General features: G+C 72.0%; 13 protein-coding genes. 6 read left to right on the forward strand and 7 right to left on the reverse strand.

What is annotated here, in order from left to right:
* The coding region (locus tag ACIP64_RS35880) for a hypothetical protein (RefSeq protein ID WP_401595681.1) at window positions 1–164 on the reverse strand (164 nt) is incomplete at its 3' end.
* Between the two features lie 343 nt (window positions 165–507).
* Here ACIP64_RS35880 and ACIP64_RS35885 point away from each other — a divergent pair.
* Both ACIP64_RS35885 and ACIP64_RS35890 read left to right on the forward strand, forming a co-directional pair.
* A complete protein-coding gene (locus ACIP64_RS35885) occupies window positions 508–2208 on the forward strand; it encodes a SulP family inorganic anion transporter (protein ID WP_401595436.1) in 1701 nt (566 codons plus the stop codon).
* Between the two features lie 202 nt (window positions 2209–2410).
* Entirely contained in the window at window positions 2411–4126 is a 1716-nt protein-coding gene (locus ACIP64_RS35890) for a GAF domain-containing protein (protein WP_401595439.1), read from the forward strand.
* Between the two features lie 3 nt (window positions 4127–4129).
* Here ACIP64_RS35890 and ACIP64_RS35895 read toward each other — a convergent pair whose 3' ends face one another.
* Both ACIP64_RS35895 and ACIP64_RS35900 read right to left on the reverse strand, forming a co-directional pair.
* A complete protein-coding gene (locus tag ACIP64_RS35895) occupies window positions 4130–5107 on the reverse strand; it encodes an Acg family FMN-binding oxidoreductase (RefSeq protein ID WP_401595442.1) in 978 nt (325 codons plus the stop codon).
* A gap of 101 nt (window positions 5108–5208) precedes the next feature.
* The gene (locus tag ACIP64_RS35900) at window positions 5209–5916 is read right to left on the reverse strand and encodes a response regulator (protein WP_401595445.1); all 708 of its coding nucleotides are present in this window, start codon (window positions 5914–5916) and stop codon (window positions 5209–5211) included.
* A gap of 192 nt (window positions 5917–6108) precedes the next feature.
* Between ACIP64_RS35900 and ACIP64_RS35905 the strand changes: the two genes are divergently transcribed.
* Complete coding sequence (locus ACIP64_RS35905) at window positions 6109–6684, forward strand: hypothetical protein (protein WP_401595448.1); 576 nt, start codon at window positions 6109–6111, stop codon at window positions 6682–6684.
* A gap of 33 nt (window positions 6685–6717) precedes the next feature.
* Here the strand turns inward: ACIP64_RS35905 and ACIP64_RS35910 are convergent, their stop codons facing one another.
* Both ACIP64_RS35910 and ACIP64_RS35915 read right to left on the reverse strand, forming a co-directional pair.
* A complete protein-coding gene (locus ACIP64_RS35910; RefSeq protein ID WP_401595451.1) occupies window positions 6718–7638 on the reverse strand; it encodes a universal stress protein in 921 nt (306 codons plus the stop codon).
* Window positions 7639–7711: 73 nt separating this feature from the next.
* On the reverse strand, window positions 7712–8377 hold the full coding sequence (locus tag ACIP64_RS35915) for a helix-turn-helix domain-containing protein (protein WP_401595454.1): 666 nt from the start codon (window positions 8375–8377) through the stop codon (window positions 7712–7714).
* Window positions 8378–9565: 1188 nt separating this feature from the next.
* On the opposite strand from ACIP64_RS35915, the gene ACIP64_RS35920 reads away from it, so the two are divergent.
* From ACIP64_RS35920 to ACIP64_RS35930, 3 genes are read left to right on the forward strand one after another with little or no spacing between them, the layout of a single operon-like run.
* Window positions 9566–10039, forward strand: coding sequence for a CBS domain-containing protein (locus ACIP64_RS35920; protein ID WP_401595457.1), 474 nt, complete (start codon window positions 9566–9568; stop codon window positions 10037–10039).
* Between the two features lie 23 nt (window positions 10040–10062).
* On the forward strand, window positions 10063–12111 hold the full coding sequence (locus tag ACIP64_RS35925) for a cation-translocating P-type ATPase (RefSeq protein WP_401595460.1): 2049 nt from the start codon (window positions 10063–10065) through the stop codon (window positions 12109–12111).
* Complete coding sequence (locus ACIP64_RS35930) at window positions 12084–12644, forward strand: cation transporting ATPase C-terminal domain-containing protein (protein ID WP_401595463.1); 561 nt, start codon at window positions 12084–12086, stop codon at window positions 12642–12644. The genes ACIP64_RS35925 and ACIP64_RS35930 overlap by 28 nt, the downstream gene beginning before the upstream one ends.
* Window positions 12645–12733: 89 nt before the next feature.
* On the opposite strand, the gene ACIP64_RS35935 is transcribed toward ACIP64_RS35930, so the two are convergent.
* Window positions 12734–13501 (reverse strand): FAD:protein FMN transferase, encoded by a 768-nt coding sequence (locus ACIP64_RS35935; RefSeq protein WP_401595466.1) that lies wholly within the window; start codon window positions 13499–13501, stop codon window positions 12734–12736.
* Window positions 13494–13940 carry an FMN-binding protein gene (locus tag ACIP64_RS35940; RefSeq protein ID WP_401595469.1) on the reverse strand — a complete coding sequence of 149 codons (447 nt, stop codon included), beginning with the start codon at window positions 13938–13940 and terminating at the stop codon, window positions 13494–13496. Before ACIP64_RS35940 ends, ACIP64_RS35935 begins: the two co-directional genes overlap by 8 nt.
* Window positions 13941–13945 lie beyond the last annotated feature (5 nt).

Here is a 13945-nt window from a genome sequence, read left to right on the forward strand (position 1 = left end):
CCCCAGTGGCCGAGCAGCCGGGGCTTGATGTGCTCGGGGCGCAGGGGTTCGGTCAGCAGGGGATTGGCCATCAGGTAGATCTGGCCGACGGCCAGATAGTTCGCGGCACGCCAGTGGGCGTCCAAGGCTGCGAGTTCTGCTGCGGGAATCTCGTGCGACGACATGGCTCCTCCGGAACGTCACGGTCGTTCCCTGCAGCCTGTCTCCGCCCGGGGCCCGTTGGGTAGGGCCGGCCGGGCGACCGCCGGGGCCGGACGGCCCCCCGTGGCCCCCTGCGACGGTACTCCCGGGGCCGCTCCTGCCCCGTTCCCGCCCGGACGCCGGGCCCGACGTCCGAGCCGGCAGCCGGAGAGCCGTGAGGGTGGCGCGGCACGACGGCCGCCGGGGCTCCCGCCCGGCCCCAGTGCCCACGGGAAGGTGCCTTCTCCAGTCGTCCGGACGGGTACCGACATGCCTGCTCGTCGCAATATCTGCGCCGGCTCGCATTCCCGGGGCCAGGATGGGCGCATGCGGAAGTCGCGGACGTGGCGCAGGACGCTGCCGGGGGTCGCGGTCGTGACCGGGTACAGCAGGTCGTGGCTGCGCGGTGACCTCCTCGCCGGGCTGACGGTCGCCGCCTACCTTGTGCCGCAGGTCATGGCGTACGCGGGGCTCGCCGGGCTGCCGCCGGTCGCTGGACTGTGGGCGGCGCTGGCACCCCTGGTGCTCTACGCGGTGCTGGGATCGTCCCGGCAGATGTCCGTCGGTCCGGAGTCGACAACCGCGCTCATGACGGCGACCGCGGTCGGGCCACTGGCCGCGGGCGACCCCGGGCGGTACGCGGTCCTGGCCGCGGCGCTGGCGGTGGTGGTCGGCCTGCTGGCCGTGGTCGCCTGGGCCGCGCGGGTGGGATTCGTCGCGGACCTGCTGTCACGGCCGGTACTGGTCGGCTACCTGGCGGGTGTGGCGATGATCATGATCGTTGATCAGCTGCCGAAGCTGACGGGTGTACCCGTGACGGGTGCCGCGTTCTTCCCCCAGGCAGCGTCTTTCGTCGCGCACCTGCCGCAGGCGCAGCCGCCCACCGTGCTCATGGGCGCCTGCGCCCTCGTCTTCCTTTTCCTGGTGAGGCGCTGGGCTCCGATGGCCCCCGGCCCACTGCTGGCGGTGGTGTTCGGCACGGTCGCGGTGTCCGTCCTCGGACTGCGCGGGCACGGTGTCGCCGTCATCGGGGAGGTGCCCTCGGGCCTGCCCAGCGCGTCGCTGCCGGAGCCCGACGACCTGCCGAGCCTGGTCCTGCCGGCAGTCGGTGTGCTGCTGGTCGGCTACACCGATGTCATCCTGACGGCCCGGGCCTTCGCGGCACGTGCCGGACACGGCCTCGATCCCAATCAGGAACTGCTGGCGCTCGGCGCCTCCAATCTCGGAGCGGGTGTGCTGCACGGCTTCCCAGTGAGCAGCAGCGCCAGCCGGACCGCGCTCGGGGATCAGGCAGGCAGCCGCAGCCAGGTGTACTCCCTGGTGGCCTTCGTGGCCGTGGTGAGCGTGCTGCTCTTCCTGGGCCCGCTGCTGTCCGGCCTGCCGGACGCGGTGCTCGCCGCGATCGTCGTCTTCGCCGCCTGCCGGCTGATCGACCTGCCCGGTTTCCGGCGGCTGGCCGGCTTCCGACGCCGTGAGTTGCTGCTTGCCCTCGCGTGCCTGCTCGGTGTGCTCGTCCTCGACATCCTGTACGGCGTACTGGTGGCCGTGGCGCTGTCGGTCGCCGAGATGCTGTCCCGGGTGGCCCGTCCGCACGATGCGATCGAGGGCCTCGTCCCCGGACTCGCCGGGATGCACGACGTGGACGACTATCCGCGGGCCCGCACGATTCCCGGCCTGCTGGTCTACCGCTACGACTCGCCGTTGTTCTTCGCCAACGCCGAGGACTTCCGTCGCAGGGCCCTCGACGCGGTCGACGCCCAGGACAAGCCAGTCCGCTGGTTCGTGCTCAACACCGAGGCCAACGTCGAGGTCGACATCACCGCACTGGACGCGGTGGACGCTCTCCGTCGCGAACTGATCGACCGGGACATCGTGTTCGCGCTCGCCCGGGTCAAGCAGGACCTGATGGACGACCTGGACGCCTACGGCCTGACCCAGGCGGTAGGGCGGGACCGCGTCTTCCCGACACTGCCGACCGCCCTGTCGGCGTACGCCGCCTGGGTGCGAGGACGGCAGGACAGCGCCTGAAAGCGCGGCTGCGTTCGCGGTCCCGGGCCGAACCGTTTGACCGGGAAAGCCGGTCGGCCGTCCGCTGCGACGGGACCACCCCTGACCCCGCATGTATCCCCGGCGACTGCCACTACCTGACCGGAAGAGCGTTCGATACCTTCCCGATGCCGCTATGTTGAGAAGCGGAGAGACCCCCCTCCCGTGCCTGATGGAGGAATCCATGGGGATGGAGCCCGACAAGGGTGAGCAGCGCCTGCCGCGGCTGCAGCTGGACGAATTGCTGGACGAGTTGCAGGTCCGTATCGATGCCGTGCGCGGGACGCGGGACCGTGTGCACAGCCTGCTGCAGGCCGTGCTGTCTGTGGGGCGCGAGCTGGATCTGTCGCAGGTGCTGCGCCGGATCGTGGAAGCCGCAGTCGTGCTCGTGGACGCGGAGTACGGCGCGCTCGGCGTGATCGGTGAAGACGCGACGCTGTCGCAGTTTCTCACGGTGGGGATCCCGGGCGATCAGGTCGAGTCGATCGGCCCACTGCCTTCCGGTCACGGGATCCTGGGCGAGCTCATCCGCCACCCCGAGCCTCTGCGGCTGGCGGAGATCTCCGAGCACCCGGCCTCGTACGGCTTCCCGGCGGACCACCCGCCGATGCACTCCTTCCTGGGCGTCCCGATCCGGGTCCGCAACGAGGTGTTCGGGAACCTCTACCTGACCGAGAAGCGCGGCGGAAAGGAGTTCGACGGCGAGGACGAGGCCGTGCTGTCGACGCTCGCGGTCGCGGCAGGTGTCGCGATCGACAACGCCCGGCTGTACGAGGAGGCCCGGTCCCGGCAGCGCTGGCTGGAGGCCAACGCGGAGATCACCGCCAGTCTGCTGTCCGGCGCCGAGGAGTCGCGGGTGCTGGAGCTGATCGTCGAGCACGGCCGGCGCATCCTGGGCGCGGACCTCGGCGCGGTGGCCCTGCCGGTCGAGGGGACGGGCGACGTCCGGATGGCCATCGCCACCGGCATCGACGCCGCCACGCATCGAGGACTCGTTCTGCCGCGTGAGGGGTCGTTCGTAGGGGCCGCGATGGCGCAAGGCGAACTGATCACCAGCTGTGAGGTGGGGCGGGACCCCCGCGTCACAGCGGGGCCGCCCCGGTTCGACGGCCTGGGGCCCGCGGTGGCCGTTCCCATGAGCACCCCCCACGGCGTTCGTGGGGCGCTGCTGCTGGCCCGCGCTCAGGGCGAACCGAACTTCACCGAGATCGAGACGGCCCCGCTGACGGACTTCGCGGGATCCGCCGCGCTGGCCATGGAACTGGCGGAGCGACGCCGCTCCGCCGAGCAGCTGGCCCGGCTGGAGGACCGCGACCGCATCGCCCGCGACCTGCACGACCTGGCCATCCAGCGGCTGTTCGCGACGGGGATGACGCTCCAGAGCGCGGTCCGCTTCGTCGACCACCCGCAGGCCAGCGAACGGCTGCTGCGCGCGGTGGACGACCTGGACGAGACCATCAAGATCATCCGATCCACGATCTTCGGGCTACGCGCCCACGACGCCGGGCCCGGGCGCAAGGGCCTGCGCGTGCGGGTCGCGGGCGAGGTGGAACGGGCCGTGCCCACGCTCGGCTTCACCCCGGCCCTGCGTATGGAGGGCCTGATCGACACCGACGTACCGGCCCCCGTCGCCGAAAACGTCGTCGCCGTACTGGGCGAAGCGCTGTCGAACACCGCCCGGCACGCCGAAGCCAGCTCCGCGGAGGTGTCCCTGGTCGTCGCCGACGGCGACGTCACCCTGACCGTGACGGACGACGGCATGGGCATCCCCGACCGCGGACGCCGCAGCGGTCTGGACAACCTCGCTGAGCGGGCCCGCGCACTGGGCGGATCGTTCACCGCCGGCACAGGCGCCGGCGGCGGAGCGCTCCTGCGGTGGCGGGTACCGCTCGACAGGTAGGCGTCACCGCAGCCCCTCCAGGACCTCCGCCGCCGGCCTGCGGGGACTCGCCGCTCCCTCGGGACCGTAGCCGAGCCTGATGAGCATCTGGACGTGGACCGGTCCGCTGCCGGTACTGCGCAGCTCCCAGCGTAGGTCCGGCCACTCCAACGCCTGGTGCAGCAGCGACGCCCGCAGCCGGTGCGTCGTGGCGACCAGCAGTACGCGTTCCAGTGCCTGACCGGCCCGAAGCCAGTCTGCGGGCCGGTCGTCGGCAGTGGACAGGACGGCGATGAGCGGGCGCTGTTCGAAGGCGGCGGCGGGCACATGGTTCTCGGGTCGAAGCCCGGAGAAGTCGCGGACGGGCAGCCGACCCGAGGAGTCCAGCGGGCCGAGGACTGCGGTCGGCAACCCGTCCCGCGCGCCGTCGCGGATCCAGCCGCGGCTCTCGGTCCGGCGCGCGGCGTCGGAGGCGTCTCGTCGTTCGGCTTCCGCGGTCAGCTCGAGCAGCCTCTCCGTCTCGTCCGCGTCCGGCAGGTGCAGCGCCGCGCCTTCGGTGCGCGCGGAGTCCGTCAGCTCGGCGAGGACGGGTCCCGGTGGCCGGTGGGCCGAGAACGGGGAGCGGCTGCTGTGCCGGCGCCACAGCGCCTGATACAGGTCCCCGCGGTGCTCCGCAGCGGCGCGGGGTGGACCGGCCAGGCGTACGGAGGCCAAAAGGTCCGGCTGTGCCGGCACCGGCAGCAGCCGGACGACCGGTTCCCAGCCGAGGTGTGCGCTCGCGACGCGCAGATTGAACACCGCGGCGCCGACGGACAGATGCACGGCCCGGCCCATCGGGTCGGCCTCCCTCAGTCCCCGCTCACCCGCGGCCCGCACAAAAAGCGTGGCGGTCTCCGGCTCCAGCCGGAAACGCCACGGCTGACTGTTGTGGAACGACGGTGCCGCAACCGCGGCGGAGATCAGCTTCTCCAGGACCACCGCGTCGAGAACCGAAGTCGCCATGGCACTCTCCCTCCACCCGGAACCTGTCTCAAGGTTCCGGCCGGGCCGTGCCGGACGGTAGGGGCCGACCGGACCGGAGCGAGGGGCCACGTGGCCCGATCTCAAGGACGGGGCTCGGTGCCCCCCGTGCCCGTACCCTGGTGCTGAGTGGCGAGGACGGCGGCCTGAATGCGGCGTTCGACGCCCAGTTTCGCGAGCAGCCGGGAGATGTGGTTCTTCACGGTCTTCTCCGACAGGAACAGCCGGCTGCCGATCTGGCGGTTCGTCAGGCCCTCACCGATGAGTTCGAGAATCTCCCGTTCCCGCGGGGACAGTGCGGCCAGCGTCACGTCCTCCTGGCTGGTGTCGGGGTCCTCCTGGTGGCGCAGACTGCTCATCAAGCGAGCGGTGGTGGCCGGGTCGAGCATCGACTGGCCGGAAGCCACCGTCCGCACGGCGGAAATCAGGTCGGCCCCCTTGATCTGCTTGAGGACATAGCCCGCCGCACCGGCCATGATGGCATCCAGCAGCGCGTCGTCGTCGTCGAACGACGTCAGCATCAGACAGGCCAGTCCCGGCAGGCGGGAACGCAGTTCGCGGCAGACCGCGATACCGTCCCCGTCCGGGAGACGCACATCGAGGACCGCCACATCGGGGCGCAGGGCCGGACCCCGCGCCAGCGCGTGGTCCACCGACCCCGCCTCCCCGACCACTTCGATGTCCGGCTCCGCGTCGAGCAGGTCGTGCAGACCACGCCGCACCACCTCGTGGTCGTCGACCAGGAACACCCTGATCGGCGTCTGCGGTGTGAACTCCCCTGCACCGGTCATCCCGGCCCCCTGCCCTGTGTGGCGTTCCGTCCCGACGATCGTCGCCCATGAGCCGTACGCGCACCAGGGCCGAACGGACCCAAGAAGTCAGGGGGATCGGCCCGCACGGCCCCTGCGGTCTGCCATTTCGGCCCCTGCCGCGTTCGGCCGGCCCCGTGCGATCGTCGCGGTACGAGACAAGGGGGCGTGGCCATGGACGCGACGACGGTGCTCTGGCGTCAGCGGCGGAATCCGCTCCGGCGCCGATCGGACGTTCTCGCAGCGTGGACGGGGGTCGCGGCAGCCTTTCTGATAGCCGTCGGAGCACCGGCGGTGGGCGCAGTCACCGCATTCCGCGCGGAGGATTCCGCACTCCGGCAGGGACAGGACATGCGTCGGGTCGCCGCCGTGGTGACCAAGGACGCCCCCCATTCCGTGCCGAACGCGTACACGGGCTCCCGCGGCAAGGTCGAAGCACCCGTGCGATGGGCCGCTCCGGATGGCTCGGTGCACACCGGAAGCGCCCGGGTGGACTCGGACAGCCCGGCAGGTTCGATCACCGTTGTCTGGGTCGACCGGGGCGGTCGGATCCAGCAGGTGGCCCCGCCGACTCCCGGGCAGGCGCGGGTACAGGCGGTGGTGTCGGGAATCTACGGGGCCGTCGGAACGAGTGCGTTGCTCCTGGCGGGCCGTTGGGCAGTGCGGCTGCGAATCGACAGGCGTCGCGCCGATGCCTGGGACCGGGAGTGGTCAGAGGTCGAACCTTCCTGGGCACACCGCCGGGCCTGAACGCTCCTGCCGGTGTGCCACCGGTAGCGGCATTCAGTCGATCGGAATGAGAACCACGGGGCAGTGCGCGTGATGGAGCACCGCGTGTGTCACGGGGCCCATGCGCATTCCCAGTGGGTCGCCTTGCCGGCGCCGGGCGCCGACGACCAGCACGTCCGCCGACCGGCTCGCCTCGACCAGAGCGGCGGCGGCCGGGCCGGGGACGGTGTGTACCCGCACCGCGACGTCGGGGAACTGCTCGGCCTGCTTGGCCGTCGCGAACCGGGCGAGGTCCTCGTGCTGACGGGCCTGGGCCGGCACGTCCTGCCGCGGTGAGACCGGCCACTGACCCATCCGTACCAGCGGGCGGGTCCATGTGTGCAGCACCCTCAGGCGGGAGCCGCGCCGCGTGGCCTCTTCGAAGGCGAAACGGACGGCCCCGGCATCACCGTCGTCCTTGAGTCCGAGCAGCACCTTGTCGTGCCGCAGCCCGCGTCGCGCGGCCGCATCCTCACTGCGGACCACCAGCAGGGGGCCCGCCGTACGGGCGGCCACCCGAAGTCCGACCGAACCCAGGAGCAGTCCGGCGAATCCACCGAGACCACGCGTGCCGATGACCGTCAGCGACGCGGTCCGGCTCAAACGGGCCAGCGCCGTCGCCGCCGGTTCGGCCGACAGCTCTCGCGCGATCGGCACGCCGGGGCGACGGTCGGTCACGCGCAGGGCGGCCAACTCCAGGAGGCTGCGGGCCGCCTCGACGGGCGGACGGTCGCGGTCGGCCTGCAGACCGAAGCCGACCGTGGCCGGATCGACCCACGGCAACCCGTGCACGATGCGGAGAGCCGCCGACCGCAGATCGGCTTCGTCCGCGGCCCGGTCGAGAGCCCTGGTCGCCGAATCCGAGCCGTCGACGCCGACCACAACCTCCTCGGGAGACTGGTGGGCCTGCTGGTGTTCGGCATGGGGTCCGGTCATCTCGGCCTCCTGTGACGGACGTTCTCACCTGTTCTGTGCCGCACTCGAGGACCTGCTGCCCGGTGCCGGTCCCTCAGCCGATCACGATGCGCCGCCCGGACACCGTGCCCGGAGTGATCGTGAGCCACAGGTTGCGGCCGCTCCCGGCCCACGGGCCGGTGCGGGCCCGTTCAGCCAGACGTCGCACGCCTGCCGGGTCGGTGACCGTTCGGGCGACACCGCGGATCAGCACGCTCCAGCCCTGGCCGAGCCTGTCGTCCACGTGGTCGGCCTCGAACGCGCACCTGGTTCCCGACACCGCCGCGGGGGTGGCCCCCGGGTGGGTGCGAAACGCGATGGTGCCGTCGACGACCGTGTAGTTGACCGGCAGGATCGTGAGTCCCTCGGGCATGAGCAGGCCCACCCTGCCCACCCCGTGTGTGGACAGCAACTCCCAGCACTCCTGACGGCTCAGATCGACCAGCTCGGCGCCCCCGGCCGCCTGCCCGCGGCCGAGCGGCGGATCGGCACTCCCGCTCAACGCGGCAACGCTGGTGTCCAGCGCCGCGGCGAGATCCCGGAGCTCCGCGCCGTGCGGGGCAGCGGTGGGTTCGAGCTCCACGTACCGAAGGTGGTCGGGAGCCATCCTGGCGCGCGCGGCCGTCTCCTCCCGCGATAGGCCGAGTTCGTGACGGCGCAATGCGATCCGCCGCCCGATGTCACCGGCACCCGCCGGCGGTGTGGTGGAGTGCTCCGCCATGACCGATCACGTCCTTCCTCGGTGCTCGGTGGGCCTCGGCTCCCGACGGCCGGGGCGGAATGCCGCGGCCCACCGAGCACACCCTTGAGTGGCTCCCTCGGTGCTTGCCAGGACACACTCCACGTACCCCGGACCGCAGGTGCGGGAGACCGGACTCACGGCGGCGGGCCGCTTCCATCGCTCTGTCAGTGGAAGCAGGGGTTCCCTCTGCCAGGATCACGGGCGGCAGTCGTGCGCCGCATGGGCCTACCGGGTCCGTTTCCGAGGCTGTCCGGGCCTGCCGGCACCCCGTTCCCGGCACATGGCGACCGGTGGCTTCGAAGTCGCCGCACTCGATGCAAACCAACCGGACACGAGCTTCGGCGGGAAAACACGGCAGCCAAGCGCCGGCCACGTACCGGTGCTGTGCGCGTACAAGGACAGAGGCCACAGCCCCCGCGAGCTGCCGGGCGGGCCGGTCCTGGGCATCCGCCCGAGTACCGCGAGGAGACGCTCACTCCGAACGAGAGCAGCACCCGGTCATGGTCACCGATGGAGGCCAGAGGATCGGTCGCATCATCGGGTGACCGCAGCGGTTGATCCGCCGCCGGCCACCGGCGCCGGTGGCCGGCTCGGTCGCGCGCCGGACACCCGTACGGGCACAGGGTCGCAGCTGGACGAGGGCGGGCCTGCCGGAACCACTCCGGATCGCCGTGCGCACCCGCCACTGGGCTCGACGGCCGGCCGGCGTGCGCCTGACCTGTCCCGCCGGCCGGGCGCGGAAGACCCCAACAGAGGACGGGCCTGGACCGGTCGACGCCCGTCCGTGGAGCGCTCGGAATCATCCGGTCGACGAGCTTCTGCCTGCGCACTCGCGTGCGACCGGCGACGCAATGGGCAGCGGCCCGCGGCGGGGCGACGTCGTTCGGCCCGGCCCGGCCCGGCCCGCTGCTCCGTCCGCGGCACCTGCCGCATGGGCCACCCGGTCCCACGAACAGGACCAATCGCCCCTCCCGGCGTCCGGACGGAACGCGGTGTGCTGGATAGCAGGGCATGGCGTCCTGGGAGGCACGAGACGCGGCGGCACCGATCCTGCCTCCGCATCCGAGCGTGCCGCCCTTCACGCGGTGCAGTGCCGCTGCATCCCCGACGCCTGGACGGCACCACCCAAGGCCATCCAGGTCCTCGATCCTCGTCAGGGAAGGCATCATGAAGATCTCCGCATTCATGAACGCGCCCGTGGCCACGGTGTCTCGCGGCGCAACCGCCCGGCAGGCCGCCCTGCGGATGCGGGACGCGGCGGTCGGCTCGGTCCTCGTCACCGAGGCGGACCAGGTGCTCGGCGTCGTCACCGATCGCGATCTCGCGGTGCGGTGCCTCGCAAGCGGCGGTGACCCGGACACACCGGTCTCGGAGCTGATGTCGGCTCCCGCCGTGACGGTGGACATCACCGACGACGTCTCCGCCGCCTATCGGGCCTTCCGCAGGTCCGGCGTGCGGCGACTGCCGGTGGTGGACGGCCACCGGCTTGTCGGAATGGTCACCGTCGACAACCTCTTCCTCGACGTCTTCCAGCGCCTGAGCGACCTGCTGGCACCGACGGCCCGTACGGTGCTGAAGGACCCGCCCGACCCCGAAGGCATGCAACCGGCAGCTGCCGCGGCACTGGCATGCCACGGTTGACCCGCCGGACAGGGAGCGACGCCGTGCACGGCGGCACCACCGAAGGAGCCACCGCCACAGGGCACCGTGGACTGTCCCAGCGGGAGGCAAACGAGCTGCTGGCCCTGCACGGCCCGAACCAGGTTTCTCCGAAGCCGCCGCCCGCGCTGTGGCGGCGGGCCTTCCAACAGCTGCGGGATCCGCTCATCGTCGTCCTGCTGGCGGCCGCGGCCCTGACCCTCGCCACGGGCGACCTTCCCGACGCCGGGGTCATCCTGCTCGTCATCACCGTCAACACCACCGTCGGAGTCGCTCAGGAGGTCAGGGCCGAGCATGCCGTAGCCGCCCTCACCGCGCTCAGCGCGCCCTCCGCCCGCGTCGTACGCGACGGCACGGAGCTGCGAATTCCCTCCGCGGATGTGGTGCCCGGCGATGCCGTGCTGCTCGGCGAGGGGGACATCGTGCCCGCGGACGGCGAGGTGACCGAGGCCGCCGCGCTGCTCGTCGACGAGTCGTCCCTCACCGGGGAGTCCGTCCCCGTGGAGAAGGGGCCGGGGCAAGAAGGCGGCACGGCACGAGCGGGGACCGTTGTGGTGCGGGGCCGCGGCCGGATGCTGGTCACCGCCACCGGCGAGGCAAGCGCGATCGGCAGGATCGCCTCTCTGCTCGCTGCCACTCCCGGCTTGACGCCGTTGCAGCGCCGGCTCGCCGGCTTCGGCCGTGCACTGGCCGCTGTCATCGTCGTTCTGTGCGCGGTGGTCCTCGCTCTCGGACTGCTGCGCGGGCAGCCCGTGGAACTGATGGTCGTGGCCGCGATCAGCCTGGCGGTGGCGGCGGTCCCTGAGTCCCTCCCTGCCGTGGTCACCCTGGGATTGGGCCTCGGCGCACGTCGGATGGCCGCCCGCCGAGCCATCGTGCGTCATCTGCCCGCCGTCGAGACCCTCGGATCCGTCACGGTGCTCGCCACCGACAAGACCGGCACCCTCACCGAGGGCAGCATGGGCGTCGAACGGCTGTGGACCCCGGTCGGGGAGGCCGAGGTACGGGGCAGCGGCTACGACCCGGCCGGACAGGTACTGCGCGACGGCAATCCCGTCGGCCCGGACGAGGCTCCCGATCTGGCGAACCTGCTGCGCGCGGCGATGCTCTGCAACGACGCGTCCCTGGAACCTCCGTGCGGCCGGGACGAGGACATCGCTTGGCACGCCCTGGGCGATCCCACCGAAGCCGCACTGCTGGTGGCCGGTGGCCGGCTCGGCCTCGACCGCTCCGACCTCGGCCGGTGGTCCCCGCGGGTCGCGGAGGTGCCCTTCGACAGCTCCCGCAAGAGGATGACGACCGTGCACGGCAGGTCGGAGGGCGGTCTGCTGGTCGTATCCAAAGGAGCGCCCGAGGTCATGATCCGGCCGGAGGTCCTGCACGACGGTGCCCGGCTGCGGGACACGGCGGCCGAGCGTGCGGAGCAGTTGGCCCGTGACGGCTACCGGGTACTCGCCGTCGCCACGGCCGTCCGGCCCCGTACCGGGGGCACCACGACGGCGGTGTGGGAGGACGACTCGATGTCCCTGCTCGGACTGGTCGCCATCCTCGACCCGCCCCGCCCAGGAGCCGCCGCTGCCGTCGCCGCCTGCCGTGACGCCGGTATCAAGCCGATCCTCATCACCGGCGACCATCCCCTGACCGCGCGAGCGGTCGCCACCCGGCTCGGCATCACCGGCCCGGCGGCCGGAGACGAGGCCACCTCGGGTGAGCACCGCGGGGCGGCCATGACGGACCTCACCGCCGCGCGCGTCCATGCCCGGACGACCCCGGAGCAGAAACTCGGAATCATCCAGGCCTGGCAGGCGGCAGGCCACGTCGTCGCCATGACCGGAGACGGCGTCAACGACGGTCCCGCGCTGCGCCAGGCCGACATCGGTGTGGCGATGGGGCGGCGCGGCACCGAGGTCGCTCGTCAGGCCGCTGACCTCGTGCTGTCCGACGACGACTTGGGAACTGTCGTCGCGGCCGTCGAGGAGGGTCGCAGGGTGTACGCGAACGTGCGGCGCTTCCTGCTCTACGGGCTGTGCGGGGCAGTGCCGAGATCCTCGTGATGCTGCTCGGTCCCTTCGTGGGCATGGCGTTGCCCCTGCTGCCCGCTCAGATCCTCTGGATCAACCTGCTCACGCACGGACTCTCCGGCGTGGCTCTCGGCGCCGAACCAGCGGACCCGGCCGCCATGCACCGGCCTCCCCGCCCACCGGGCGAGAGCGTGCTCGGGGCGGGACTCTGGCCGCGAATCCTGCTGCTGGGGTGCTTCGTCACGGCTGTGACCCTGCTCACCGGAATCTGGGCCCGCGAGACCGGGCGGCCCTGGCAGTCCATGGTCTTCCTCGTTCTCGGCGCCACCCAGCTGGGTATCGCCCTGGCGTCCCGAGCTCGTCACGGTTCGCTGGACAACCCCTTCCTGCTGGTGGCCGTCACCACCGCGCTCGGGTTGCAGATCGCCGGTGTCTGCCTGCCTCCGCTGCCTGTGCTGCTGGGCACGGAACCCGTCTCGGCGGGGGACCTCGCCATCGCCTGCAGCCTGTCCGTCCTGGGATACCTGGCGATGCGCCTCCAAACGCGGCTGTTTCCGGCCCGCTGAATGAACCCGGGCCCCGCGGGGCCTGTGGCGAGCGGCCGCTGTGCCGCCGTGCGGCCGGGACCCGGGCGGACTGCCCGCGGCAGAGCCGCTCAGGAGGCGAGCCTGTCGAATCCCGAGGTGCGCCAGGTACGGCCGTCGGGCAGGACGGCGAGTGCCTCGTACCCTTCCAGCGATTCCAGCCAGTCGCGGGATTCCTCACCCCGTGCGAAGGCCGCGGTCGCGTAGGCGTCGGTCATCGTCAGGCGGGATCCGACGACGGTGACCGAGGCGAGCCCCGCGGCGGCAGAGCCGTCATGGGGATCGAGGATGTGGGCGCCGCGTTCCGCGGTGCCCGAGGTGGCGACGGCCAGGTCTCCGTTCGCGATCACGACTGTGGCCAGCTCCGCGGGACTCAGCGGATGGGCGACACCGATGCGCCACGGTGTTCCGGAGGCGGCCTGGCCGCGGACCTGGATGTCACCGCCGCCGTTGACACAGGTGTGGCGTGCGCCGGCCTCGTGGAGCAGCCGGGAGGCGTTCTCGGTGGCCCAGCCCTTAACGATGCCGGAAGGGTCGAGGGTGCCGTCCGCCACGGCACTGAACCAGCCCTCGGTGTCGCGGTTCGCCCGGGCGCACAGCGAGAGCACCTCGTGAACCTCGGACGGGCAGTCGGCCAGGCGGATCTCGTCGCGGCCGAGCCTGCTGACGGCGCTGTCGTGCCGGTACGTGGAGAACACCGCGTCCACGGTGTGCAGGTGGCGGACGGCCTCGCCGAGGGCACGGTGGATCGCGGTGGTGGGCCTGTCCCGGATGTCGAAGGAGAAGACGGTGCCCATGACGTGCTCGACGTGTCGCAGACCCTGCTCAGTGTCACGCACGGGCCTGGTCCAGAGCGCTCTGCAGGGACTGGATGTAACCCTGGCTGGTGTAGCTGGCGCCGGACACCGCGTCGATGTGGGCGCTTTGGGCGCCCAGTGCCTCCTGGGTCAGGCGCGGCAGGGCGTAGAAGGCGATCTGCTGGTCGCGGCCGTTCTCGTCGGGTGCCTGGAGGACCCGGACAGCGGTGATCTTCCCTCCGGTGAGGGTGGCAGCCACCTGGACCGTCCCGTATCGCGTGTCGATGGGAGCACCGGTGAAGGTGCCACTGGTGGCAGCGGTCCCGCCCGAGGCCGCCTGTTGTCCGGCCGGCGGTGCGGAAGAGGTCGGCAAGGGGGCCGCCGGAGCGTCGGCCAGAGGAGCCGGATGATGGGGTTTGAGGGAGAGCAGCGCAACGATCAGGGCGCTGGTCCCGGTCGTGGTGAGGACGGCTCGGCGCACGGCGG

Source organism: Streptomyces sp. NPDC088733 (assembly GCF_044751185.1).
Taxonomy (GTDB): domain Bacteria; phylum Actinomycetota; class Actinomycetes; order Streptomycetales; family Streptomycetaceae; genus Actinacidiphila.

Coding starts and splice junctions, on each gene's coding strand:
- ACIP64_RS35895 (WP_401595442.1), bottom strand. CDS start 5,107: ATGGCGACTTCGGTTCTCGACGCGGTGGTCCTGGAGAAGCTGATCTCC.
- ACIP64_RS35915 (WP_401595454.1), bottom strand. CDS start 8,377: ATGGCGGAGCACTCCACCACACCGCCGGCGGGTGCCGGTGACATCGGG.
- ACIP64_RS35910 (WP_401595451.1), bottom strand. CDS start 7,638: ATGACCGGACCCCATGCCGAACACCAGCAGGCCCACCAGTCTCCCGAG.
- ACIP64_RS35885 (WP_401595436.1), top strand. CDS start 508: ATGCGGAAGTCGCGGACGTGGCGCAGGACGCTGCCGGGGGTCGCGGTC.
- ACIP64_RS35900 (WP_401595445.1), bottom strand. CDS start 5,916: ATGACCGGTGCAGGGGAGTTCACACCGCAGACGCCGATCAGGGTGTTC.
- ACIP64_RS35920 (WP_401595457.1), top strand. CDS start 9,566: ATGAAGATCTCCGCATTCATGAACGCGCCCGTGGCCACGGTGTCTCGC.
- ACIP64_RS35890 (WP_401595439.1), top strand. CDS start 2,411: ATGGGGATGGAGCCCGACAAGGGTGAGCAGCGCCTGCCGCGGCTGCAG.
- ACIP64_RS35905 (WP_401595448.1), top strand. CDS start 6,109: ATGGACGCGACGACGGTGCTCTGGCGTCAGCGGCGGAATCCGCTCCGG.